Annotated in this window: 22 protein-coding genes; 13 read left to right on the top strand and 9 right to left on the bottom strand. The window is 53.7% G+C overall.

The annotated features are described in order from the left end of the window. From ribF to OGV75_RS05800, 8 genes are all read left to right on the top strand, one after another. On the top strand, nucleotides 1-939 hold the full coding sequence (gene ribF, locus OGV75_RS05835) for a bifunctional riboflavin kinase/FAD synthetase (protein WP_016155656.1): 939 nt from the start codon (nucleotides 1-3) through the stop codon (nucleotides 937-939). A 37-nt stretch (nucleotides 940-976) separates the two neighbouring features. Next, nucleotides 977-3,793 (top strand): isoleucine--tRNA ligase, encoded by a 2,817-nt coding sequence (ileS, locus tag OGV75_RS05830; protein ID WP_286480430.1) that lies wholly within the window; start codon nucleotides 977-979, stop codon nucleotides 3,791-3,793. After that, on the top strand, nucleotides 3,793-4,290 hold the full coding sequence (gene lspA / locus OGV75_RS05825; protein WP_003018932.1) for a signal peptidase II: 498 nt from the start codon (nucleotides 3,793-3,795) through the stop codon (nucleotides 4,288-4,290). Before ileS ends, lspA begins: the two co-directional genes overlap by 1 nt. Before the next feature lie 117 nt (nucleotides 4,291-4,407). Further along, nucleotides 4,408-4,857 carry an FKBP-type peptidyl-prolyl cis-trans isomerase gene (gene fkpB / locus OGV75_RS05820; RefSeq protein ID WP_003018929.1) on the top strand — a complete coding sequence of 150 codons (450 nt, stop codon included), beginning with the start codon at nucleotides 4,408-4,410 and terminating at the stop codon, nucleotides 4,855-4,857. A gap of 1 nt (nucleotide 4,858) precedes the next feature. Continuing rightward, nucleotides 4,859-5,809, top strand: coding sequence for a 4-hydroxy-3-methylbut-2-enyl diphosphate reductase (gene ispH / locus OGV75_RS05815; RefSeq protein WP_286480429.1), 951 nt, complete (start codon nucleotides 4,859-4,861; stop codon nucleotides 5,807-5,809). A gap of 66 nt (nucleotides 5,810-5,875) precedes the next feature. Next, nucleotides 5,876-6,790, top strand: coding sequence for a ribonucleoside hydrolase RihC (gene rihC / locus OGV75_RS05810; protein WP_047358352.1), 915 nt, complete (start codon nucleotides 5,876-5,878; stop codon nucleotides 6,788-6,790). A gap of 97 nt (nucleotides 6,791-6,887) precedes the next feature. Next, nucleotides 6,888-7,451, top strand: coding sequence for a glucose-6-phosphate isomerase family protein (locus OGV75_RS05805; protein ID WP_016151641.1), 564 nt, complete (start codon nucleotides 6,888-6,890; stop codon nucleotides 7,449-7,451). Then, complete coding sequence (locus OGV75_RS05800; protein WP_047414458.1) at nucleotides 7,444-8,226, top strand: glucose-6-phosphate isomerase family protein; 783 nt, start codon at nucleotides 7,444-7,446, stop codon at nucleotides 8,224-8,226. Before OGV75_RS05805 ends, OGV75_RS05800 begins: the two co-directional genes overlap by 8 nt. Before the next feature lie 41 nt (nucleotides 8,227-8,267). On the opposite strand, the gene OGV75_RS05795 is transcribed toward OGV75_RS05800, so the two are convergent. From OGV75_RS05795 to OGV75_RS05775, 5 genes are read right to left on the bottom strand one after another with little or no spacing between them, the layout of a single operon-like run. After that, nucleotides 8,268-9,086, bottom strand: coding sequence for a PTS system mannose/fructose/sorbose family transporter subunit IID (locus OGV75_RS05795; RefSeq protein WP_016151643.1), 819 nt, complete (start codon nucleotides 9,084-9,086; stop codon nucleotides 8,268-8,270). Then, nucleotides 9,086-9,886 carry a PTS mannose/fructose/sorbose/N-acetylgalactosamine transporter subunit IIC gene (locus OGV75_RS05790; protein WP_016151644.1) on the bottom strand — a complete coding sequence of 267 codons (801 nt, stop codon included), beginning with the start codon at nucleotides 9,884-9,886 and terminating at the stop codon, nucleotides 9,086-9,088. The genes OGV75_RS05795 and OGV75_RS05790 overlap by 1 nt, the downstream gene beginning before the upstream one ends. A gap of 10 nt (nucleotides 9,887-9,896) precedes the next feature. Then, nucleotides 9,897-10,391, bottom strand: coding sequence for a PTS sugar transporter subunit IIB (locus tag OGV75_RS05785; RefSeq protein ID WP_003837349.1), 495 nt, complete (start codon nucleotides 10,389-10,391; stop codon nucleotides 9,897-9,899). Nucleotides 10,392-10,402: 11 nt separating this feature from the next. After that, on the bottom strand, nucleotides 10,403-10,831 hold the full coding sequence (locus OGV75_RS05780) for a PTS sugar transporter subunit IIA (protein WP_286480428.1): 429 nt from the start codon (nucleotides 10,829-10,831) through the stop codon (nucleotides 10,403-10,405). Between the two features lie 4 nt (nucleotides 10,832-10,835). Beyond that, a complete protein-coding gene (locus OGV75_RS05775) occupies nucleotides 10,836-12,581 on the bottom strand; it encodes a class I mannose-6-phosphate isomerase (RefSeq protein ID WP_286480427.1) in 1,746 nt (581 codons plus the stop codon). A 187-nt stretch (nucleotides 12,582-12,768) separates the two neighbouring features. Between OGV75_RS05775 and OGV75_RS05770 the strand changes: the two genes are divergently transcribed. From OGV75_RS05770 to caiF, 5 genes are all read left to right on the top strand, one after another. Beyond that, complete coding sequence (locus tag OGV75_RS05770; RefSeq protein WP_016151647.1) at nucleotides 12,769-13,776, top strand: LacI family DNA-binding transcriptional regulator; 1,008 nt, start codon at nucleotides 12,769-12,771, stop codon at nucleotides 13,774-13,776. 133 nt (nucleotides 13,777-13,909) lie between these two features. Continuing rightward, nucleotides 13,910-14,731, top strand: coding sequence for a 4-hydroxy-tetrahydrodipicolinate reductase (gene dapB / locus OGV75_RS05765; protein ID WP_016151648.1), 822 nt, complete (start codon nucleotides 13,910-13,912; stop codon nucleotides 14,729-14,731). 456 nt (nucleotides 14,732-15,187) lie between these two features. Beyond that, the gene (gene carA, locus OGV75_RS05760) at nucleotides 15,188-16,336 is read left to right on the top strand and encodes a glutamine-hydrolyzing carbamoyl-phosphate synthase small subunit (RefSeq protein ID WP_095715619.1); all 1,149 of its coding nucleotides are present in this window, start codon (nucleotides 15,188-15,190) and stop codon (nucleotides 16,334-16,336) included. Nucleotides 16,337-16,353: 17 nt separating this feature from the next. After that, nucleotides 16,354-19,581: a carbamoyl-phosphate synthase large subunit gene (gene carB / locus OGV75_RS05755; RefSeq protein WP_047498316.1), complete on the top strand. Its 3,228-nt coding sequence runs from the start codon at nucleotides 16,354-16,356 to the stop codon at nucleotides 19,579-19,581. A 273-nt stretch (nucleotides 19,582-19,854) separates the two neighbouring features. Then, the gene (caiF, locus tag OGV75_RS05750; RefSeq protein ID WP_286480426.1) at nucleotides 19,855-20,250 is read left to right on the top strand and encodes a carnitine metabolism transcriptional regulator CaiF; all 396 of its coding nucleotides are present in this window, start codon (nucleotides 19,855-19,857) and stop codon (nucleotides 20,248-20,250) included. 42 nt (nucleotides 20,251-20,292) lie between these two features. Here the strand turns inward: caiF and caiE are convergent, their stop codons facing one another. From caiE to caiB, 4 genes are all read right to left on the bottom strand, one after another. Next, a complete protein-coding gene (gene caiE / locus OGV75_RS05745) occupies nucleotides 20,293-20,889 on the bottom strand; it encodes a carnitine operon protein CaiE (RefSeq protein ID WP_095715620.1) in 597 nt (198 codons plus the stop codon). 60 nt (nucleotides 20,890-20,949) lie between these two features. Continuing rightward, nucleotides 20,950-21,735, bottom strand: coding sequence for a crotonobetainyl-CoA hydratase (gene caiD / locus OGV75_RS05740; protein ID WP_204566260.1), 786 nt, complete (start codon nucleotides 21,733-21,735; stop codon nucleotides 20,950-20,952). Between the two features lie 54 nt (nucleotides 21,736-21,789). Next, nucleotides 21,790-23,343, bottom strand: coding sequence for a crotonobetaine/carnitine-CoA ligase (gene caiC, locus OGV75_RS05735; protein WP_286480424.1), 1,554 nt, complete (start codon nucleotides 23,341-23,343; stop codon nucleotides 21,790-21,792). A 62-nt stretch (nucleotides 23,344-23,405) separates the two neighbouring features. Next, nucleotides 23,406-24,623 carry an L-carnitine CoA-transferase gene (gene caiB / locus OGV75_RS05730; protein WP_019078349.1) on the bottom strand — a complete coding sequence of 406 codons (1,218 nt, stop codon included), beginning with the start codon at nucleotides 24,621-24,623 and terminating at the stop codon, nucleotides 23,406-23,408. Nucleotides 24,624-24,662 lie beyond the last annotated feature (39 nt).

The raw sequence follows: 24,662 nt of genomic DNA, 5'->3' as shown, positions 1-24,662 counted from the left end.
ATGAAGCTGATACGAGGCATACATAATCTCAGTCAGGCCCCGCATGGGTGTGTGCTGACTATTGGTAATTTCGACGGCGTGCACCGTGGCCATCGTGCGTTGCTGCAAGGCTTACGGGAAGAAGGGCGCAAACGCAATTTACCGGTGATGGTGATGATTTTCGAGCCGCAGCCGCTGGAGCTGTTTGCGACGGACAAGTCACCTGCGCGCCTCACCCGTCTGCGGGAAAAACTGCGTTATCTGGCGGAGTGCGGCGTTGATTACGTGCTGTGCGTGCGTTTTGACAGGCGCTTCGCGGCATTAACGGCGCAGACCTTCATCAGCGATCTGCTGGTGAAGCGCCTTGGTGTACAATTTCTTGCCGTTGGTGATGATTTCCGCTTTGGCGCTAGCCGTGCGGGCGATTTCTTGTTATTACAGGAAGCGGGCGCTGAGTATGGTTTTGATATCACCAGCACTCAAACCTTCTGTGAAGGCGGTGTGCGCATCAGCAGTACCGCGGTACGTCAGGCGCTGGCGGAAGATAACCTGCAACTGGCCGAAAGCCTGCTTGGGCATCCTTTTACTATCTCAGGACGCGTAGTTCACGGTGACGAGTTAGGGCGCACTATCGGTTTTCCGACGGCAAACTTACCGCTTCGTCGCCAGGTCTCTCCGGTGAAAGGGGTTTATGCGGTTGAAGTAATGGGGCTGGGTGATAAACCTTTCCCCGGCGTCGCCAACATCGGCACACGCCCGACGGTAGCAGGCGTACGCCAACAGTTGGAAGTGCATCTATTGGACGTTGTAATGGACCTGTATGGTCGCCATATAGATGTAGTACTGCGTAAAAAAATACGCAGCGAACAGCGATTTGCCTCGCTGGATGAACTAAAAGCGCAGATTGCGCGTGATGAGTTGACTGCCCGTGAATTTTTTGGGCTAACAAAACCGGCTTAATGCCTATACGAGTTTTAAATACGGAACCGAGAATCTGATGAGTGACTATAAATCAACCCTGAATTTGCCGGAAACAGGGTTCCCGATGCGCGGCGATCTCGCCAAGCGTGAACCGGGAATGCTGGCGCGTTGGACTGATGATGACCTGTACGGCATCATTCGTGCGGCCAAAAAAGGCAAAAAAACCTTCATTCTGCATGATGGCCCTCCTTATGCGAATGGCAGCATTCATATTGGTCACTCGGTTAACAAGATTCTGAAAGACATTATCGTGAAGTCCAAAGGACTCACGGGATTCGACTCGCCTTACGTTCCGGGCTGGGACTGCCACGGTCTGCCTATCGAGCTGAAAGTAGAGCAGGAATACGGCAAGCCGGGCGAGAAGTTCACCGCCGCTGAGTTCCGCGCCAAATGCCGTGAATATGCAGCGACGCAGGTTGACGGTCAGCGTAAAGACTTTATCCGTCTTGGCGTGCTGGGCGACTGGTCGCATCCGTACCTGACCATGGACTTCAAAACTGAAGCCAACATCATTCGTGCGCTGGGTAAAATCATCGGTAACGGTCACCTGCACAAAGGTGCGAAGCCGGTGCACTGGTGCGTTGATTGCCGTTCCGCGCTGGCGGAAGCGGAAGTTGAGTATTATGACAAAACCTCCCCGTCCATCGACGTTGCGTTCCACGCCGCCGATCAGGACGCGGTAAAAGCGAAATTTAGCGTTTCTGACGTCAATGGCCCGATCTCACTGGTTATCTGGACTACCACCCCGTGGACGTTACCGGCGAACCGCGCAATCTCTCTGGCGCCTGATTTTGACTATGCGCTGGTGCAGATTGACGGGCAGGCTGTGATTCTGGCGAAGGATCTGGTTGAAAGCGTCATGCAGCGTATTGGTGCGGCTGAATACACTATTCTGGGCACCGTAAAAGGCGCCGAGCTGGAACTGCTGCGCTTTACCCATCCGTTTATGGGCTTTGACGTGCCGGCTATTCTTGGCGATCACGTTACGCTGGATGCGGGTACCGGTGCGGTCCATACCGCCGGCGGCCACGGTCCGGATGACTACGTCATTAGCCAGAAATACGGTCTGGAAATCGCTAACCCGGTTGGCCCGGACGGCGCATATCTGGCGGGTACCTATCCGGATCTGGACGGTGTGAACGTCTTTAAAGCCAACGACAAAATCGTTGCGCTGCTGAACGATAAAGGCGCTCTGCTGCACGTTGAGAAGATGCAGCACAGCTACCCGTGCTGCTGGCGCCACAAATCGCCGATCATCTTCCGTGCGACTCCGCAGTGGTTCGTCAGCATGGATCAGAAAGGTCTGCGCGCGCAGTCGCTAAAAGAGATCAAAGGCGTGCAATGGATCCCGGATTGGGGCCAGGCACGTATTGAATCGATGGTTGCCAACCGTCCTGACTGGTGTATCTCCCGTCAGCGTACGTGGGGTGTGCCGATGTCTCTGTTTGTTCACAAAGACACCGAAGAGCTGCATCCGCGTGCTATCGAACTGATGGAAGAAGTGGCCAAACGCGTTGAAGTTGACGGCATCCAGGCGTGGTGGGATCTCGACCCGAAAGATATCCTCGGCGATGAAGCTGACCAGTATGTCAAAGTCCCGGATACGCTGGACGTGTGGTTCGACTCCGGTTCAACCCACTCATCCGTTGTGGACGTGCGTCCTGAGTTTGCAGGCCATGCGGCAGATATGTATCTGGAAGGTTCTGACCAGCACCGCGGCTGGTTCATGTCTTCTCTGATGATCTCCACTGCAATGAAGGGCAAAGCGCCATACCGTCAGGTACTGACCCACGGTTTCACCGTTGATGGTCAGGGTCGCAAAATGTCCAAGTCTATCGGTAACACCGTAAGCCCGCAGGACGTAATGAACAAACTGGGCGCGGATATTCTGCGTCTGTGGGTCGCTTCTACCGACTATACCGGCGAAATGGCCGTTTCTGACGAAATCCTGAAACGTGCTGCCGACAGCTATCGTCGTATCCGTAACACCGCACGCTTCCTGCTGGCGAACCTGAACGGGTTCGATCCGGTAAAAGATATGGTGAAACCGGAAGAGATGGTGGTGCTGGATCGCTGGGCGGTAGGTTGTGCACAAGCGGCGCAGGAAGAGATCCTGAAAGCTTATGAAGCCTATGACTTCCACGAAGTAGTACAGCGCCTGATGCGCTTCTGCTCCGTAGAAATGGGTTCGTTCTACCTCGACATCATCAAAGACCGTCAGTACACCGCGAAAGCGGACAGTGTGGCGCGTCGTAGTTGCCAGACTGCGCTGTTCCATATTGCAGAAGCGCTGGTACGCTGGATGGCGCCGATCATGTCCTTCACCGCTGATGAAATCTGGGGTTACCTGCCGGGCGATCGTGAGAAGTACGTCTTTACCGGTGAATGGTACGAAGGTCTGTTTGGCTTAGGCGAAACCGAAGCGATGAACGATGCCTACTGGGACGAGTTGCTGAAAGTGCGCGGCGAAGTGAACAAGGTCATCGAGCAGGCACGTGCGGATAAGAAAGTCGGTGGTTCGCTGGAAGCGGCGGTTACTCTGTACGCTGAACCAGAACTGGCGGCGAAACTGACCGCGCTGGGCGAAGAGTTGCGCTTTGTTCTGCTGACCTCCGGTGCGACGGTTGCGGATTATGCAGCGGCTCCTGCTGACGCTCAGCAGAGCGAACTGCTTAAAGGTCTGAAAATCGTACTGAGCAAAGCCGAAGGTGAGAAATGTCCGCGCTGCTGGCATTACACTACCGATGTCGGCCAGGTGGCGGAACATGCAGATATCTGCGGACGCTGTGTCAGCAACATCGCCGGTGATGGCGAACAACGTAAGTTTGCCTGATGAGTAAGCCTCTTTGTTCAACAGGACTACGCTGGCTGTGGCTGGTGGTAGTCGTGCTGATTATCGATTTAGGCAGCAAATACCTGATCCTCCAGAACTTTGCTCTGGGGGATACGGTGTCGCTGTTCCCGTCGCTTAATCTGCACTACGCGCGTAACTATGGTGCGGCGTTTAGCTTCTTAGCCGATAGCGGTGGTTGGCAACGTTGGTTCTTTGCCGGTATCGCCATTGGTATCTGCGTTATCCTGATGGTGATGATGTATCGCTCGAAGGCGACGCAGAAGCTAAACAACATCGCGTATGCGTTAATCATTGGCGGTGCGCTGGGCAACCTGTTCGACCGCCTGTGGCACGGCTTCGTGGTTGATATGATTGACTTTTACGTCGGTGACTGGCATTTCGCGACATTCAATCTTGCCGATACGGCGATCTGTATCGGTGCGGCATTGATTGTCCTTGAAGGCTTCTTACCGTCGAAAGAGAAAAAAGCCGCATAAAAAAATGCCGGATGGCGCTATGCTAATCCGGCTTACAATATACTGCGATTCTTGTGGGCCCGGTAAGCGTAGCGCTATCGGGCAAACAGGCGGCAGCAATTTTAAAGAGCAACCTGCATGTCTAAATCAGTACAGAGTAACAGTGCGGTGCTGGTGCACTTCACCCTTAAGCTCGACGATGGCTCCACCGCAGAGTCAACCCGCAATAACGGCAAGCCTGCGCTGTTTCGCCTGGGCGACGGTTCTCTGTCTGAAGGACTGGAACAACACCTGCTGGGGTTAAAAGAAGGTGATAAAACCACTTTTGCTCTGGAGCCGGATGCCGCCTTCGGCGTGTCCAGCCCGGACTTAATTCAGTATTTCTCGCGTCGGGAATTTATGGACGCGGGCGAGCCAGAAATTGGCGCTATCATGCTCTTTACCGCAATGGACGGCAGTGAGATGCCTGGTGTGATCCGCGAAATCAATGGTGACTCGATCACGGTTGATTTCAACCATCCGCTGGCCGGGCATACCGTTCATTTTGATATTGAAGTGCTGGAAGTCGAACCGGCACTGGAGGCGTAAAATGCAGATCCTGTTGGCCAACCCGCGCGGTTTTTGCGCTGGCGTAGACCGCGCTATCAGCATTGTGGAAAACGCGCTGGCTATTTACGGCGCACCGATTTATGTCCGTCATGAAGTGGTGCATAACCGCTATGTGGTGGATAGCCTGCGCGAGCGCGGCGCTATTTTTATTGAGCAAATCAGCGAAGTACCGGATGGCGCGATCCTGATTTTCTCCGCTCATGGCGTGTCTCAGGCGGTGCGTAACGAAGCCAAAGGCCGCGACCTCACGGTTTTTGATGCGACCTGCCCGCTGGTAACGAAAGTGCATATGGAAGTTGCCCGCGCCAGCCGTCGCGGTGAAGAGTCAATTTTAATTGGTCACGCCGGGCATCCGGAAGTTGAAGGCACGATGGGCCAGTACAGTAACCTGCAGGGGGGAATGTATCTGGTCGAATCACCTGAAGATGTGCTGAAACTGAATGTAAAAAATGAAGGCAAATTGTCCTTCATGACGCAGACCACTCTCTCCGTTGATGACACCTCTGACGTCATTGACGCGTTACGAAGCCGTTTCCCGAAAATTGTCGGGCCGCGCAAAGACGATATCTGTTATGCCACGACCAACCGTCAGGAAGCGGTCCGTGCGCTGGCGGAGCAGGCCGATGTTGTGCTGGTGGTCGGCTCGAAAAACTCTTCTAACTCCAACCGTCTGGCTGAACTGGCCCAACGAATGGGGAAAGCGGCGTATCTGATTGACGATGCGACCGATATCCAGGAAGCGTGGGTGAAAGAAGCCAGGTGCGTGGGCGTGACGGCCGGTGCCTCGGCGCCTGATATCCTGGTGCAAAACGTGATTGCTCGCCTGCAGGAGCTTGGCGGTGGGGAAGCTATTCCGCTGGCAGGGCGTGAAGAAAACATCGTTTTCGAAGTACCGAAAGAGCTGCGTGTGGATGTTCGTGAAGTAGAGTAAGTCTTTCCGGTTACGATTATGAGAAGATGCCAGACTTAACGTCTGGCATTTTTTTATGGAGAAACCATGCGCTTACCGATCATTCTTGATACCGATCCCGGCATTGATGATGCTGCCGCTATTGCCGCCGCGCTGTTTGCCCCTGAGCTGGATCTGCAACTGATGACCACGGTAGCAGGTAATGTGTCGGTGGAAAAAACCACCCGTAATGCATTGCAACTGCTGCACTTCTGGAATGCGGATATTCCACTGGCGCAGGGGGCATCGATGCCGCTGGTGAGACCGCTACGAGATGCCGCTTCCGTACACGGTGAATCAGGTATGGAAGGGTATGAATTTGTCGAACATGACCGCCAGGTGATGGCAAAACCTGCCTTCCAGGCCATTCGCGATGCGTTGATGCATGCCCCGCAGCCTGTGACGCTGGTGGCAATTGGCCCCCTGACCAACATTGCGCTGCTGCTGACTCATTATCCTGAATGCATATTCAACATTCACCGTCTGGTGATTATGGGCGGTTCTGCCGGGCGCGGGAACTTCACGCCAAACGCGGAGTTTAATATTGCTATTGATCCCGAGGCCGCCGCAAAAGTCTTCCAGAGCGGGCTGGAGATTGTGATGTGTGGGCTGGATGTCACTAATCAGGCCATGCTCACCCCTGACTATCTGGCGACGTTGCCGCAGCTTAACCAGACGGGAAAAATGCTGCACGCGCTGTTTAGCCATTACCGTAGCGGCAGTATGAATACGGGGCTACGAATGCACGACCTGTGCGCTATTGCCTGGCTGGTGCGCCCGGAACTGTTTACCCTGCAGCCGTGCTTCGTGGCGGTTGAAACCCAGGGTGAATATACCTCGGGTACGACGGTGGTGGACATTGAAGGGCGTTTAGGGCATCCGGCAAATGCCCTGGTCGCGCTGGGGCTGGACGTTGAGGGGTTCCAGCAGTGGGTGGCAGAGGTACTGACGCTGGCACCTTGAGGCTGTGATCCGGCCCGCAATATGCAGATAGCGATAGCAGGTTAATCGATTAATCTGCTATTCTGATCCTGTTGTTCTCCTCGGGCCGGAGACACATATGAACCTTTCTTTTATCCAGCCACCGCAGGTGGCGTGGGCAAGCGGCGCTTTAGCTGATGGCCTGTTATTGCGTAAATCCACCCGTATTGAGGATCTTCCAGACGTTTTTGCCGATGAACACGCCCGTCAACAGCTGGCTGGCGAGCAGGTCGTGTATGACGTCGAGATGCTGGATACCTCTCCCGCTGAAGGTGAACTCTACACCGGTGTTACCCATCTTTACCCTGGCCGGGTCGGCTGTGAGTATTTTATGACCCGCGGGCATTTCCATGCGCGCCGCGAACAGGGGGAAGTCTATTTTGGTCTGCGTGGCACCGGTTTGCTGCTGTTGCAAACTGAGCAGGGCGACGCGAGGCTGGAAAAAGTGTTCGCGGGATCTGTCCACATTATCCCCGGCTTTACCGCGCATCGGTTAATCAACACCGGGGAAGAGGTTCTGTCGGCGCTCGCCGTATGGCCAGGGATTGCGGGTCATGATTATGCAGCGCTCGCCAGCGGCTTCAGAATAAGGGTCTTTGAGGAAAATAAGACGGTTCAGGCGAAGGAGGTACAGAATGGGTGACTTAGCGCATTCTTACGGCCTGGATATGACGGTTCATCATCATCCGCTTGGTTTTAGCTATGGGGATGAGGTTACCGGGCCGATGCCGGAGATTCGTCAACTTGACCAGATTCGCGCCTCGCTGCGCGATCCGCACTGTGAAGGGCCGCAAGAGGTGTATGCCATAGCGATGGATGTGGCGCGAATGCAGGATCGCGAAGAGTTGAAAAAGCGGATGCTGTTGTTTGGCGTGGTGACCTATGCGGCGGGACGGCTGGGAGAAGAGCCGGTGCGTAGTCAGGGACATATTCATCGTATTAGTCAGCACAGCGGCTGGTCTCCGCCGGAGCTTTATGAAATCTGGCAGGGAAAAGCGATCATTTATATGCAGGAATATGTTGAGGACGACCCAGGCCGCTGTTTTGCTGTAATTGCCGGACCCGGTGAGAAAGTGTTGGTACCACCCGGTTGGGGGCATGCGACTATATCCGCAGACCCGGATGTACCGTTAACCTTTGGCGCGTGGTGCGATCGTGAATATGGTTTTGAGTACGACGCCGTGCGTGCGCATAAAGGACTGGCATGGTATCCGCTGCTGCAGGGCAACAACGTTATCTGGCAGCATAATCCGCGTTACATCCCTGGACGACTGCAGGCCGTTACGCCCAGACAATATACGGAATTCTCGATTACCTCCGCACCTGTTTATCAGCAATTCATCGAGGACCCGGCGCGTTTCCAATTTATCTCACGCCCGGACAAGCACCCCGAGCTATGGCAAAACTTTCATCCATAAAAAAACCGGGGCATAGCCCCGGTTGTACCGTTTTCTGTGTGTTATCCCGCAAACAGGCCCGTGGCGACGCCGAGGGCGGCCAGTATCAACAGTAAAATCATCGCTTTCACTGGTGATACACCGCGCTTGGCCATCAGATACCAGGTACCAAGCACCACAATCAGCGGCAGTAACTGTGGGAAGATACCGTCCAGCATCTGTTGAACATGGATATTCACCCCATCTTTGGTAATAAACTCCAGCCCGGTGCCAAGCTTAACGTAGCTGGCCGCCACGCCCCCCATGACAAACACACCCAGCAGCGATAACGCTTCACGCAGACGGGCAGACTTGCTGCTCACCAGCATTTCCACCGAGCCAGAACCCATTTTGTAGCCTTTCAGGAACAAGAACCACGAGCCGGGAATGATGATGGCCAGCCAGGCAACGGTATAAAACAGCGGCCCGAGAATGTTACCGCCGGCCGCCAGGGCCATGCCGATGCTGAGCAGGATAGGGATCAGCATGCCAGGGATCATTGAATCGCCGATCCCGGCAATAGGGCCCATCAGGCCAACCTTCAGGGTATTGATGGTCTCCCCATCGATCGGTTCACCGTTCGCTTTTTTCTCCTCCAGCCCCAGCACCATGCCGTTTACGATCGCGCCTATCTGGGGTTCCGTATTATAGAACGAGGCATGACGGCGCAGCATTTCAGTACGTTGGGCTGCGTCGGGATAGAGCTTTTTCGCCACCGGAAGCATACTCAGACAAAAGCCAAAAGATTCCAGACGTTCAAAACTCATCGATGACAAGTTGTGCATCATCCATGCGCGCCAGCAGCGGCGAAGATCTTTACGCGTAAGTGTACGTTCTTCCATCAGAATTCATCCTCATCATCATCGGCTACCGACTTTGCATTCGCGGCCTGCGGCGGTTCCGGTTTGTAGTTGTAATGGATCAACGCCAACAGCGAACCGACGATCACCAGCGCGACCATGTTGAGTTTTAAAAATACGATGCAGACAAAACCGACGAGGAAGTAGATCAGCATGGTGTAGTTTTTGATGATCTGCTTTAGCAAAATCGCGATCCCGACGGCGGGTAAAATGCCGCCCAGTACGTTCATCGTTGACAGAACTATTTTCGGCAAGCTGTCCATAAAACCGCTGATGTATTGCGCGCCGAAGTAAACCGCAATAAAAGTTGGCACAAAACGCAGGACAAAGTTTGTCACCTGTGGCCAGATGGCGCTGTTCAGGTAAATACCGCGTTCGTCGCCCCGTTCCAGCGCCACATCTGCCCGGTGATTCCAGAAAGAGTTCAGTACCATCATCGCGTTAAACAAAATGGTTCCAGCGATACCGATGGTCGCAGCCAGCGCGACCGCGACCTCGGGGCCTTTTCCTGAAAGGATCCCTAAAGCGATTGCGGGGTAAGCGACAAAGTTGAGATCGGCCGGCATCGAACCGCCAGGCGTTACCATCGCGATATATACCGCCTGAACCGCGACGCCAATCATGATCCCGGTTTTAATGTCGCCGAGAATAATCCCGACCAGCATTCCGGAAATCAGCGGGCGGGTGATCAGATACCAGCCGCCGGTCAGTCCCAGAAGCCAGGGACTGCTGAGGGCGCCGAGATAGCAAAGTATGCCAATCAACGTAGCTTCGATAATCATCGTGCGCTCCTTATTTCAGCTTCTGACGTGCGTCCTGCCAGCTGTAGCAACTGGCATCAGGAACCAGGCGAAACTCAACCAGATGTCCATGTTGCGTCAGCCAGTCAAAGGCGGCAATTTCATCCCCGTTGACCGACTGATTCGGGCCGATGGTGGTGGTATCAGCACGCGCGCTCATCGGACCCACATTAATCTTGCCGTTGGCATTTTTCAGGCTGATACCTGCTTCTTCAATGCGTTTGAGCGTGACGGGTGATTTGCCAATGACGAAATAACGTTTCTCGCTGGCAATGACTTTTGGCAATTTTTCAATCGCGGTGGCCGTATCAAACAACCAAACTTTGGTGTCCTGTACGGCGCCTTTCATCACCGAAGAGAGCAAAGGGTCGGCCGCGACGGCGTCGTCTATAGCGACGATCCCATCACAGGGCAGCTCTTTGGCCCAACGTGTCACGAGCTGCCCATGGATTACGCGGTCATCGATACGTACAAAAGAAATACTCATAGTGGTTTCCTTTAAAAATCGTCGGACTGAACGGATAAAACCGGGGCGGCTTTAATCAGCGTGGGTATCGTCAGCGCCAACAGCTCGACGGCTGCGGCGTGAACATCCGTTAAATGGCAAATCTCCTCGCTTTGTAACAGCATCGGGAAATTGACCCCCGCTACGACGGCAACGGGAGGAACCGTTTGTGAAGAAAAAGCATGATGGCAGGCGACATTCCACGGCGTACCGCTTTGCATGTCACACAGCACCAGTACGCCGTCAGTGTCTTTTCCGGCACTGGTGAGAACCTGAGAGAATGTCGCTTTAAACCCTTCGATACCTGCCTGTTCACTCAGCGTGACGGGGTAAACATGCGGTAATTCTCCATAAACCATACGACCGCTGGCGAGAAGCGCGTCCGCCAGGGGACCATGGGTGGCAACAATTACGTTAATCATGCGCTTATCCTCTAACCCAGGCTTTAATCGTGGCGAGCTGTTGACCGACGCCTTTGCCAAACGGCGAAATACGATATTCTCCGACGGCGGCAGGGATGATAAAGGTCTCTGCATAGTTGACGACAAACGGGGGAAACGCACCGCTCGGGCTTTCAACAACGGCCTGCGCTCCTTCGACTAGGTTCAGGACGTTGACGCCGCCATGGGTATGGTGAGTGACCGGTGCCGTAAACCAATGGCGACGCGTTTCGATAAATTCGCGTTCGTGCATTCCGGTTCTTTCTTCCCGCCAACCCTCCCCTTCAGCAAGGGGTTCAATACGGTTGACGAGGTTGTCGTGCACCCATTGCGTGTCGCGCTGCCAGTCAATAACCTGCTTACCGTGATCCAGATGCACCGGACGCGGTAAGCCGTCTAACCCTAAGCGGCCCCAATCCCACAGCTTGAAGGTGAAGATATAGGGCGTTGCGCTGATCTCCAGCACCATGGTTCCTGCACCCGAGCAGTGTACGGTTCCGGCAGGGATCAGGAAGTGATCGTGTTTATGTGCAGGGATCTGGTTAACGAATCGTTCATCATCAAAGGTTTTTTCGCCACGACCCGCGGCCCGGAGGTCGTCGAGCATATCCTGCGGTGCGATCCCGGTTTTGGTCCCGAGATACACCACGGCGTCCGGCTCGGCTTCGAGAATGTAATAGCTCTCATCCTGGGTATAGTGCATACCAAACTGCTGTTGAATGTACTCAGTGAGCGGATGAACCTGAAAACTCAAATTCTGGCCGCCAATAGTGTCGAGGAAGTCAAAACGGATCGGGAATTCCGCGCCAAAGCGCGCGTGAACTTTTTCACCCAGCAGGGGGCGGGGACAGGTCAGCACCAGATCCTGAGAGGGGATCTCGATCCGCACGTTGCCAAAACGCAGTAACAGGCTGTTTTCCTCGGGCACGCAATCAAAACACCACGCGTAATTGGGAGCTGAGGGATCGAGATCGAAGCGTTGTTTCATCCATTGCCCGCCCCAGACGCCTGGGTCAAAGAAAGGGGCAACGCGAAACGGTTGTTCGGTGGTTTGTTGCAGACCGGCGCGTAACGCGTTCCCGCTGACCATCGCGGGACTATTTTCTACCGTGGTATCGAGCAAATAATCGGCGCGTTTGAGTAACGGCGTTTTATGTTTGTCGAATACCCGCCATTCAATGAAAAAAGCACGTTTGTAACGACGAAGAATATCTTCATCCTGGTTTTCTGCACCCCAGTTACCCAGCCCGTTATGACGCATACGCTGTTGAATTTCCCAGCGCGGAAGATCGGCATAAACCAGTACGTCACTAGGGTGTGCCAACGCAGCGCCCGAGCCGTACACCACAACCAGCCCTGCGGTAACGGCATCAATCTGTTGGCGGAGTTGGCTGAGTTTGTCGCTATCAAAAAATTCATCCAGGTGATGACAGGAGAGAACGCCGAATACGCGATCGTCGGTAAGGTTACGCGCCAGTAAATCATGCAGGGCCTGCTCATCGCGGCGGGCGGATTCAATATTCAGCACCAGTGCGGTATCTAATGTCGTAACGAGCTGTTGCTCCAGCTCGTCTAGCCGCACGCCCGGATAGCAATCCACGATCAATACGGTTTTGGCGGCGGTAGAAACCCTGGTGTTAAGCACTGAATGAATCGACGACCAACCCTGCCAGGCCTGGTTGTCATAGCCCTGAACGTTAACCTCAGGGAATTTATTATAGGTTGTACGCATATTCTGTCTCCGTGTTGGCTTATTTAAGATTAATCGATTAACCTTATTTTCATAGTGTGGTTAACGCGATTAACCCGCCATAATCAGAATCCAGTGCGGTAAAAAGCACGTTAGCGTGATGTGAATCACACGTAAAAAGGCAATGTTTCGGTTATTCGATTAACCTTTGAAATAAACAGGAGAGATCATGACTACAGTCACGCTGGCGCAGGTTGCTGAACGCGCGGGAGTCTCCACGGCAACCGTTTCAATGGTGTTGCGTAACCGGGGGCGCATTTCTCAGGCCACACGTGACAGGGTGCTCAAAGCGCTGGACGATGCCGGCTATGTTTATAATCAAACCGCCGCCAACCTGCGTAACCGGAGCAGTAATCAGGTCGGATTGTTGTTACACGATATCACTAACCCTTTTTACGGTGAGATGACTGCAGGGCTAAGCCATGAGATGGAGCGGCATGACCTGCTTCTGTTTCTGGCAAACAGTGAAGAGTCAGGGGAGCGGCAGCAAAAATTTGTCGACTCGTTGATGCGCAATAATGCCTGCGGCATGGTGCTCTGCGCGGCGCGCGAAACACCGACCTCCTTCTTCGAGGCGCTGAAAAGGCGCAATATTCCCGCCATCATGGTGGTTCGCCCTCTTAGCGATCCTGATTTTGATTTTGTGGGAACCGATAACTTTCTCGGTACGCAAATGGCCACCACCCATTTAGTCAAAATGGGGCATAAGAATATTGCGTTTATCGGTGGTAGCCCAAGTTCCGGGAGCCGGGCACAGCGTATCGGTGGATTCACCAGCACGTTGCTGGAGCAGGGAATATCGCCGAATCCGCAATGGATAGTGGCGACGCAGGCCAGCCAGATTGACGGCGCAAAAGTGGCAGAGTCGCTTCTTATGCGGTTCCCGGAAATTACCGCCGCCGTTTGTTATCAGGATATTGTGGCGCTTGGGGTTATGCAGGCATTACGTAAAATGGGGCGTGAACCAGGGCGCGATTTTGCGCTGGTGGGGTTCGATGACATCACCGAAGCGGCGCTGGTACAACCTGCGCTCACCACCGTGTCGGTGGCCGCAAAAGAGATAGGTCGCAAGGCTGGGGAGCTACTTTATAGTCGCATTCAGGGAAATGACGAACCTCCGAAACGCATTATTCTGCCACCTGCGCTGGTGGTCAGAGAATCATGTGGTTTTCGCTGATCGTCATGCCTTTTACTGATATCTCTCCCTGTTTATCATTAAATTCTAATTATCGACGTTTTCGGCTGGCGGCGCAGCGATGTGCTGGTTAATCTGAAAACGATTTACGTAAAATTAACAAAAGAGAATAGCTATGCATGATGCACAAATCCGCGTTGCCATCGCGGGAGCCGGAGGGCGCATGGGGCGTCAGTTGATTCAGGCCACTCTTGGCATGGATGGCGTACAGCTCGGCGCGGCGCTGGAGCGCGAAGGTTCTTCTTTGCTGGGAAGCGATGCCGGAGAATTAGCGGGAGCCGGTAAAACGGGCGTTACCGTGCAAAGTAGTCTTGAGGCGGTGAAAGATGATTTTGATGTTTTCATCGATTTTACTCGCCCGGAAGGCACGCTGGCGCATCTGGCGTTTTGCCGCCAGCACGGTAAAGGGATGGTGATTGGCACCACCGGTTTTGATGACGCGGGCAAACAGGCTATTCGTGATGCTGCGCAGGACATTGCTATCGTTTTCGCCGCGAACTTTAGCGTTGGCGTTAACGTCATGCTTAAGCTGCTGGAGAAGGCGGCGAAAGTGATGGGTGATTACACCGATATTGAGATTATTGAAGCCCATCACCGTCATAAAGTGGATGCGCCGTCAGGCACTGCGCTGGCGATGGGGGAGGCGATTGCCGGGGCGCTGGATAAAGATTTAAAAGAGTGTGCCGTCTATTCGCGTGAAGGTTACACCGGTGAGCGCGTACCCGGTACGATCGGTTTTGCCACGGTGCGGGCGGGAGATATCGTTGGTGAGCATACCGCGATGTTTGCCGATATTGGCGAGCGCATTGAGATCACGCATAAAGCCTCCAGCCGCATGACCTTTGCCAATGGCGCAGTACGATCGGCAATTTGGCTGAAATCAAAGTCAAACGGTCTTTTTGATATGAAAGATGTGCTTGATTTACGCAGCTTATAACTTTTATTACCCTTCGTGATGTGGTTATTGTAATCATAACTATTTGATTACATAGGGCAATATTTTATTGCCCTTTTATTTTTTCGCTTTTTAATTTGATTTTTTATTTAATGGCCTGTTTGTTGGTGTTTTGCAGGGTTATTTTGTTATTTCAATGTAAATTTTGACCAAATGGTCCACTTTTATCAATCGCGCTTCCTGTTTTTACACTCTTTATCTTCCGCAAGCGTTTTCCACCCCAAGTTAGCTGATCTTTTTGCCTGTTAAATCGTGTGTTTTATCCCAGTGGCGTAAAATAATAATAAAAAATGCCCTTTTGGGTAGACTTTTACGTGGGCTATCTCTAGAATGCCGCCGTTTGCCAGAAATCCATAGGTAAGCAAATTTGCATTGATTCATGAGGTGTTAATGAATTAATATGCAAATAAAGTGAGTGAATATTCTCTGGAGGGTGTTTTGATTAAGTCAGCGCTATTGGTTCTGGAAGACGGAACCCAGTTTCACGGTCGGGCCATAGGGGCAACAGGTTCGGCGGTTGGGGAAGTCGTTTTCAATACTTCAATGACCGGTTATCAAGAAATCCTCACTGATCCTTCCTATTCCCGCCAAATCGTCACTCTTACTTATCCTCATATCGGTAATGTCGGCACCAATGAAGCCGATGCAGAATCTTCTCAAGTACATGCGCAAGGCCTGGTCATCCGCGACCTGCCGCTGATTGCCAGCAACTTCCGCGATACCGAAGACCTCTCTTCTTACCTCAAACGCAATAATATTGTGGCAATTGCCGATATCGATACCCGTAAGCTGACGCGTTTGCTGCGTGAAAAGGGCGCACAGAACGGCTGCATTATCGCGGGTGATAACCCGGATGCGGCGCTGGCGCTGGAAAAAGCGAAAGCCTTCCCGGGTCTGAACGGCATGGATCTGGCGAAAGAAGTGACCACCGCGGAGCCTTATAGCTGGACGCAAGGTAGCTGGACTCTGGCCGGTGACCTGCCGGAAGCTAAATCCGCCGATGAACTGCCGTTCCACGTAGTGGCCTACGATTTCGGCGCTAAACGTAACATTCTGCGTATGTTAGCGGATCGCGGCTGCCGCCTGACGGTTGTGCCGGCGAAAACCTCTGCTGAAGATGTGCTGAAGATGAATCCGGACGGTATCTTCCTGTCCAACGGCCCTGGCGATCCGGCGCCGTGCGACTACGCGATTACCGCGATTCAGAAATTCCTCGAAACCGATATTCCGGTATTTGGCATCTGCCTCGGCCATCAGCTGCTGGCGCTGGCAAGCGGTGCGAAGACCATTAAGATGAAGTTCGGCCACCACGGCGGCAACCATCCGGTAAAAGATATTGATAACAACACCGTGATGATCACCGCTCAGAACCACGGTTTTGCGGTCGATGAGGCCTCCATGCCTGCCAACCTGCGCGTGACCCACAAGTCGCTGTTCGACGGCACCCTGCAGGGGATTCATCGTACCGACAAACCGGCGTTCAGCTTCCAGGGGCACCCTGAAGCAAGCCCGGGTCCACACGACGCTGCGCCGCTGTTCGACCACTTTATCGAGTTAATTGAGCAATACCGTCAGTCCGCGAAATAATCAGGAGTAAAAGAGCCATGCCAAAACGTACAGACATAAAAAGTATCCTGATTCTGGGCGCGGGTCCGATCGTTATCGGTCAGGCGTGTGAGTTTGACTATTCCGGCGCGCAGGCGTGTAAAGCCCTGCGTGAAGAGGGTTACCGCGTTATTCTGGTGAACTCCAACCCGGCGACCATCATGACCGACCCGGAAATGGCCGATGCCACCTACATCGAGCCGATTCACTGGGAAGTGGTACGCAAAATCATTGAGAAAGAGCGCCCGGATGCGGTGCTGCCAACCATGGGCGGTCAGACGGCGCTGAACTGTGCGCTGGAGCTGGAACGTCAGGGCGTACTGGCTGAGTTCGGTGTGACCATGATTGGCGCGACGGCGGATGCTATTGATAAAGCGGAAGACCGTCGTCGCTTCGACATCGCGATGAAAAAAATCGGTCTTGATACCGCACGTTCAGGCATCGCTCACACCATGGAAGAAGCGCTGGCGGTTGCCGCTGACGTCGGCTTCCCGTGCATTATCCGTCCGTCTTTCACCATGGGTGGCACCGGCGGCGGTATCGCCTACAACCGCGAAGAGTTTGAAGAAATTTGCGAACGCGGTCTGGATCTTTCCCCAACCAACGAACTGCTGATTGATGAATCGCTGATTGGCTGGAAAGAGTACGAGATGGAAGTGGTGCGTGATAAAAACGACAACTGCATCATCGTCTGCTCCATCGAAAACTTCGACGCGATGGGCATCCATACCGGTGACTCCATCACCGTTGCGCCAGCCCAGACGCTGACCGACAAAGAATATCAAATTATGCGTAACGCCTCGATGGCGGTACTGCGTGAAATCGGCGTTGAAACCGGTGGTTCTAACGTCCAGTTTGCGGTAAACCCGAAAAACGGCCGTCTGATTGTTATCGAGATGAACCCGCGCGTCTCCCGCTCCTCGGCGCTGGCGTCCAAAGCAACCGGCTTCCCGATTGCTAAAGTCGCAGCCAAGCTGGCGGTAGGTTACACCCTCGACGAACTGATGAACGACATCACCGGCGGGCGGACTCCGGCTTCGTTTGAGCCGTCCATCGACTACGTTGTGACGAAAATTCCACGCTTCAACTTCGAGAAATTTGTTGGCGCTAACGACCGTCTGACCACCCAGATGAAATCTGTCGGTGAAGTGATGGCGATTGGCCGCACCCAGCAGGAGTCTCTGCAAAAAGCGCTGCGCGGTCTGGAAGTGGGCGCGACCGGCTTCGACCCGAAAGTAAGTCTGGATGACCCGGAAGCGCTGACCAAAATCCGCCGCGAGCTGAAAGACGCAGGCGCCGAGCGTATCTGGTACATCGCCGATGCTTTCCGTGCTGGCCTGTCCGTCGATGGCGTGTTCAACCTGACCAACATCGACCGCTGGTTCCTGGTGCAGATTGAAGAACTGGTGCGCCTGGAAGAAAAAGTCACAGACCTTGGCATCAACGGCCTCGACGCTGACTTCTTGCGCGTACTGAAGCGCAAAGGTTTCGCCGATGCGCGTCTGGCGAAACTGGCCGGCGTACGCGAAGCGGAAATCCGCAAGCTGCGTGACCAATATAACCTGCACCCGGTCTACAAGCGCGTGGATACCTGCGCGGCAGAATTTGCCACCGACACCGCTTACATGTACTCCACTTATGAAGACGAGTGCGAAGCGAATCCAACTCAGGATCGTGACAAGATTATGGTGCTGGGCGGTGGTCCAAACCGTATCGGTCAGGGCATTGAATTCGACTACTGCTGCGTACACGCCTCGCTGGCGCTGCGCGAAGACGGTTACGAGACCATCATGGTCAACTGTAACCCAGAAACCGTTTCTACCGACTACGATACCTCCGACCGTCTGTACTTCGAGCCGGTAACGCTGGAAGACGTGCTGGAAATCGTGCGCATCGAGAAGCCGAAAGGCGTTATCGTGCAGTACGGCGGCCAGACTCCGCTGAAGCTGGCGCGCGCGCTGGAAGCGGCAGGCGTGCCGGTTATCGGCACCAGCCCGGATGCTATCGACCGTGCGGAAGACCGTGAACGCTTCCAGCAGGCGGTTGACCGTCTGAAGCTGAAACAACCGGCGAACGCCACCGTGACCGCCATTGAAATGGCGGTTGAGAAGGCGAAAGAGATTGGTTACCCGCTGGTGGTGCGTCCGTCCTACGTTCTCGGCGGCCGCGCGATGGAAATCGTCTACGACGAAGCCGACCTGCGTCGCTACTTCCAGACCGCGGTCAGCGTTTCTAACGATGCGCCGGTACTGCTGGACCGTTTCCTTGATGACGCGGTAGAAGTGGACGTGGACGCCATCTGCGACGGCGAAATGGTGCTGATTGGCGGTATCATGGAGCACATCGAACAGGCGGGCGTGCACTCCGGTGACTCCGCATGTTCTCTGCCTGCGTATACCCTGAGCCAGGAAATTCAGGATGTGATGCGCCAGCAGGTGCAGAAACTGGCCTTCGAACTGCAGGTTCGCGGTCTGATGAACGTCCAGTTTGCGGTGAAGAATAACGAAGTTTACCTGATTGAAGTGAACCCGCGTGCGGCGCGTACCGTTCCGTTCGTCTCCAAGGCAACGGGCGTACCGCTGGCGAAAGTTGCAGCGCGCGTGATGGCCGGGAAAACGCTGGCACAGCAGGGCGTCACCAAAGAAGTTATCCCGCCGTACTACTCGGTAAAAGAAGTGGTGCTGCCGTTCAACAAGTTCCCGGGCGTTGATCCGCTATTAGGGCCAGAAATGCGCTCTACTGGTGAGGTGATGGGCGTGGGCCGTACCTTCGCGGAAGCGTTCGCCAAGGCACAGCTCGGCAGCAGCTCCACCATGAAAAAACAGGGTCGTGCACTGCTCTCCGTTCGCGAAGGCGATAAAGAGCGCGTGGTTGACCTGGCGGCGAAGCTGCTGAAGTTTGGTTTCGAGTTGGATGCGACGCACGGCACCGCGATTGTGCTGGGCGAAGCCGGTATCAATCCACGTCTGGTGAACAAGGTGCATGAAGGCCGTCCGCACATTCAGGACCGTATCAAGAATGGCGAGTACACTTACATCATCAACACTACCGAAGGCCGTCAGGCGATTGAAGACTCCAAGCTGATTCGCCGCAGCGCACTGCAGTACAAAGTGCATTATGACACCACCCTGAACGGTGGTTTCGCAACGGCGATGGCACTGAATGCCGATGCTACCGAGAAGGTGACCTCGGTTCAGGAAATGCACGCGCAGATCAAAAAGTCATAAAAAAAAGGCCCGGTGATAATTGCGCTAACCGGGCCTGCAATATAATTGGGAAAGGGTTTCTGTAAAGAAACCCTTTTTTTATCTCTCATAAGGTCATTCCTGGCCAACCGCGCTTTCATAACCACATTTTCAATGTAATAAGCACGATGTTGCTCACACTAATCAACATTCAAGTCGCATACTATCCATTATATCCACAATTTTAATATGGCTTAGTTTTTATTAATTTGGACAGGCCGTAGCCAGATTTTTAATTTGTGAAATGGTGTGCTTATGTGTGAAAAATATGTTGAAAGACCGCTTTATTTGTTAATTGCTGACTGGATGATGGCTGAAGATCGTTGGATCACAGCAAAGGAAATTTCCCGCCATTTTGATATTGAACACTGCAAAGCAATTAATACGCTCTCTTATATTCTGTCGGAAGTGGGAGAAATTGTTTGTGAAGTTAAGATGATCCCTAATCAAATTGCAGGCCGCGGCTGCCAGTGCCAGCGTTTGGTGAAAGTCATCAGTATTGATTCTCATCTCTACAGACGCTTGAATCACAATTTGCAGGAAAAAAAGGTGAGGGTGGCGAAAACGCCGCGACTGCCAGCGGTTCCCCCAACAGAGCTTAACCGTGAGCAGAAATGGCAGATGATGCTCTCCAAGAGCATGCGTCGATAATGGTGATTTGCCGGATCGGCGTGAGCGCTTCTCCGGCATAAATTACCGTGCTGATTTTGGCTTTACGTCCGTCGTGCCTTTCAGGCGCGGCCGATTTTTTTCGACCTGCGTTAATGGCAAGGTTTCGTGTAGTCCTGTTTGGCAGCGGATTGCAAGGTCCTGATACTCTTTGGTGTTCAGCCGTTTCCAGTGCAGCTCCTGGTCCGTGACTTCACGCAGTACGCGAACCGGTGAACCAACCAGCATCTGCCTTGCCTCACCCTGAAATCCGGCTTTGACAAAGCTCATGGCAGCGACAATGCTCTCTTCGCCAATCACCGCACCGTCCATAATCACGCTGTTCATGCCAATCAGTGCATCTCTGCCCACCACGCAGCCGTGCAGGATCGCGCCATGGCCGATGTGTCCATTCTCATGCACGATAGTGTCGGTGTCGCAGTAGCCGTGCATGATGCAGCTATCCTGCAGGTTAGAACCGGCTTCCAGAATCAGGCGACCATAGTCACCGCGCAATGAGGCGTGTGGACCAATATAAACCCCGGCCCCCACAATGACATCGCCAATCAGCACAGCGCTGGGATGGACATAGGCATCCGGATGTACCACCGGAATCAGGCCCTCAAAGGCGTAATAGCTCATTGTCTTATCTCGGTTTTATTGCCGGATTGCGGCGTAAATACCTTATCCGGCATAGGCACATTAACGACCTTTCCATACAGGATCGCGTTTTTCTGCAAATGCCTGTGGTCCTTCGAGCGCATCTTCCGAGTGCAGCACCGATGGATAGTGCTTCAGCACACCGCTGCGGATGTACCGGTAGCCTTCTTCCACCGGCATTTCGCTGGTCGCACGGTAAATCTCTTTCAGCGCGGCGATAGCCAGCGGGGCGCTATTTACCAGCTGCTGCGCCAGTTCGCGCGCGCTATCCATCAGTTCGCTCTGGCTGACAACGCGGTTGACGATGCCCCAGCGCAGTGCTTCTTCGGCGCTCATTCGTCTGCCGGTCATCACCATTTCGTTGACGATTGCTGGTGGCAGCAGTTTAGGTAGACGCAGTACGCCGCCGCTGTCAGGCACGATCCCGAGTTTTGCTTCCGGCAGCGCGAAGCTGGCATTTTCCGCACAGACGATAAAATCCGCCGCCAGCGCCAGCTCAAAACCGCCGCCAAACGCGTAGCCGTTTACCGCGGCGATGACCGGCTTATCGAGGTCGAAAATTTCGGTTAAACCAGCGAAGCCGCCTGGGCCAAAATCGGCATCTGGCGCTTCACCTTCGGCCGCCGCTTTTAAGTCCCAGCCCGCAGAAAAGAATTTCTCTCCGCCGCCGGTGATAATTGCTACGCGTAATTCCGGGTCATCACGAAAATTAAGAAAAGCTTCCCCCATTGCAAAGCTGGTTTTAGCGTCAATGGCATTGGCTTTAGGCCGGTCAAGGGTAATTTCCAGGATCTGGCCGTTACGGGTCAGATGTAATGATTCACTCATAGTTCATCTCCAGATAATTAGGTTTCCCGGCCGGAGGAATTCCGACCGGAAGGGTTATTTCAGATTTTTTTTGATTATTTTTCCTGAACAATTGCGCGGCAGGTCGGTTCTTATCTCCATAAAAGAAGGAACCTTGAATTTCGCCATATTGTTTTCGCAGAAGCTGAAGAACTCAGCTTCGCTTAATGTTTCACCCTCATTAAGGACGACAAAAGCTTTAATGGCTTCATCACGGATCGAGTCTTTAATACCGACAATCACAATGTCCTGAATTTTCGGATGCGCAGAAATAATATTTTCCAGCTCGACGCAGGAGACATTTTCCCCACCGCGTTTAATCATGTTGCAGCGTCTGTCGACGAAATAAAAAAAACCGTCCGCATCCTGGTAACCCGAATCACCGGTATGTAACCACCCTTCAGGTTCCAGCGCTTTGGCAGTAGCGTCGGGTTGCGCGTAGTACTCTTTGAAGATTGTTTTTCCCGGCACGCCTTTAATGCAGATTTCGCCAATTTCTCCGGCGGGCAGGGGACGGTTGTGATCGTCACGGATTTCGGCTTCATAGCTAAAACCCACGCGACCAATAGAGGGCCAGCGCCGTTTGTCTCCAGGGCGATCGCCAATAATGCCCACGATGGTTTCGGTCATGCCGTAGGAGGTCAGCAGTCTGACGCCAAAGCGGTCGATAAAGGCATCTTTTTCCTGTTCGGATAAATTGAGATAGAACATCACTTCGCGCAGGTGATGCTGTCTGTCCGTTGGGGCTGCGGGTTGGACCATCAGCGTTCTGATCATCATCGGGATGCATTCGGTGACCGTCGCCTGATATCTACGCACCTGATCCCAGAACGCCCTGGCGCTGTACTTCTCCACCAGCACAAAGGTGCTGCCTGCGGAGAAGGCAGCCATGGCAGCCGTACACTGACAGTCTATATGGAAAGCGGGCATCACCGTCATATAGACGTCATCATCGCGCAGAGCGATTTGCCAGGAGGTGTAGTAGCCCGCAAAGCGCAGGTTGTAGTGGGTAATCACCACCCCTTTAGGCCGCGAGGTGGTGCCTGAGGTAAACAGAATTTCCGCCGTATCGTCAGTGGATAACGCAGGCGTATAGCACAGATTAGTCGACTGGTGGGCTTGTAGTTGGGTAAAGTGGCTCACGCCGTCGTCAACCGGAAGCTGCTCGCCAATCAGACAGATATGATTAAGCGGAGTGGTATTTTCCAGCCGTATCTGGCGGTACATAGGATAAAACTCGGCACTGGTGACCAGCAGGCTCACCTGGCTGTTTTGCAGGATCCAGGCGCTCTCTTCGCCCAGCAAGCGGGCATTAATCGGCACCATAATGGCGCCAATTTTTGCCAGTCCAAACCAGCAAAAGATAAATTCCGGACAGTTATCCAGATGCAATGCGACCTTGTCGCCCTTGCGGATCCCTAAGGAATGGAAAAGGTTCGCCGTGCGGTTTATCTCTTCATTGAGCGAGGCATAGCTATACTGCCGAACGATTCCTTCGCAGGATTCGAAAATTAACGCCGTTTTATCTCCGTACACCCCGGCCAGGTCGTCCCACATCTGACGTAAGTTTTGTCCGCCAACGATATCCATAATGCTTTATCCACTGAAATCAGGCGTGAGCGCTAACCAACCAGCGGGTCAGCGCGTCGCGTTTATTCCTCAACTCTGGCCAGGCCTTTGCCGACCAGCTCATTTATGTCTGCTTCGCTATAACCAATGTTTTTCAGAATGGCGGCGGTATCCATGCCGTGTGACGGCATGCCACGCCAGATTTTCCCTGGGTTGTTTTTAAATTTCGGCATGATGTTCGGCCCTTTGCAGGTGCGGCCGTCCATCGTTTGCCACTGAGTAATGGATTCACGGGCAACGTACTGCGGGTTGCCTTCCAGTTCAGGAATGGTCAGTACCTTCGCGCAGGCGATATTCAGCTCAGCAAAGCGCGCCTGGACTTCGGCGATGGTGTGCGTTGCCAGCCAGGCATCCAGTTTCTCTTCCACGAGCGGGCCGTAAGGGCATTCCACGCGATGGATAAGCTGAGTGCCTTCCGGGACTTCCGGTGTGCCAAGAATGTGGGCGAGGCCAATATCCTTGAAGCACTCGTTGATTTGCGTGATGCCGACCAGCTCCATGACGATATAGCCATCGGCGCATTTATAGAGACCGCAGCCAGCGTAATACGGGTCTTTGCCTTTGGTCATGCGTGGACAAATTTCGCCGCCGTTGAAGTAGTCCATCATGAAGTACTGACCCATGCGCAGCATCACTTCGTACATGGCGATATCAATGCTTTCACCCTTACCCGTTTCGCGTACTTTGTGCAGGGCAGCCAGCGCTGCTGTCGTCGCGGTCATCCCGGAGAAATAATCGGCGGTGTACGGGAAGGCCGGCATCGGCTGATCAACATCACCGTTTTGGATCAAATAGCCGCTGAACGCCTGCGCGATGGTGTTATATGCCGGAAGATTGGTGTACTCCTCGGTACCAAACTGGCCGAAGCCGGAAAGGTGGGCGATAACCAGTTTCGGGTTATGTTCCCACAGCACGTCATCGGTAATACCGCGGCGAGCAAAGGCGGGGCCTTTACTGGCTTCAATGAAAATATCGGTGGTTTCCATGAGCTTCAGAAACGCTTCCCGGCCTTCATCTTTGAAAATATTCAGCGACAGGGCGTGCAGGTTGCGGCGTGAGAGCTGTGGATAGTTAGGTTGCACGCGGATGGTATCGGCCCATGCGACGTTTTCAATCCAGATAACCTCAGCACCCCATTCGGCGAACATCTGTCCGGCGAACGGGCCGGCAATTTCGATCCCTGAAAAAACCACGCGTACCCCGGCAAGTGGGCCAAAGGTTGGCATTGGTAAATGATTCATAATTTTGCTCCTGGCATTTTTTGTAGGCCCGGTAGGCGC

Source organism: Citrobacter sp. Cb028 (assembly GCF_030336705.1).
GTDB lineage: Bacteria > Pseudomonadota > Gammaproteobacteria > Enterobacterales > Enterobacteriaceae > Citrobacter > Citrobacter braakii.
The sequence above is the reverse complement of the archived record's forward strand: the minus strand, read 5'-3'. Positions and strand labels throughout refer to the sequence as shown.